The 230-nt window shown below is 43.9% G+C and carries 1 protein-coding gene; it reads right to left on the bottom strand.

Going from position 1 to position 230, the window contains the following annotated elements:
* The coding region (locus tag SB756_RS36125; protein WP_410914058.1) for a hypothetical protein at positions 1 to 230 on the bottom strand (230 nt) is incomplete at both ends.

Below are 230 nucleotides of genomic sequence, written 5' to 3'. Positions count from 1 at the left end.
AATAAAGTGTTCTCTCATCACCCTCATTGGCTTTTGGGTAAAGCATTCAATGACGATAACAGACCGCCTCGGAGCAGTGAACCAATCAATTTGACAAGGATGGAATGAATTGAGCAGGAGCATCTTTTCTCCGTCCACCTCGGCCTCAATTGCATATGTCCCTGCACCTAACTTATCCACCTTGACATTTCTTGTTAAAAGCTCTAAACCATATGGCGTGAGCTCTTGAT

The sequence above is a fragment of the Pseudomonas sp. SIMBA_068 genome (genome assembly GCF_046534705.1).
Taxonomy (GTDB): Bacteria; Pseudomonadota; Gammaproteobacteria; order Pseudomonadales; family Pseudomonadaceae; genus Aquipseudomonas; species Aquipseudomonas putida.
The sequence above is the reverse complement of the archived record's forward strand: the minus strand, read 5'-3'. Positions and strand labels throughout refer to the sequence as shown.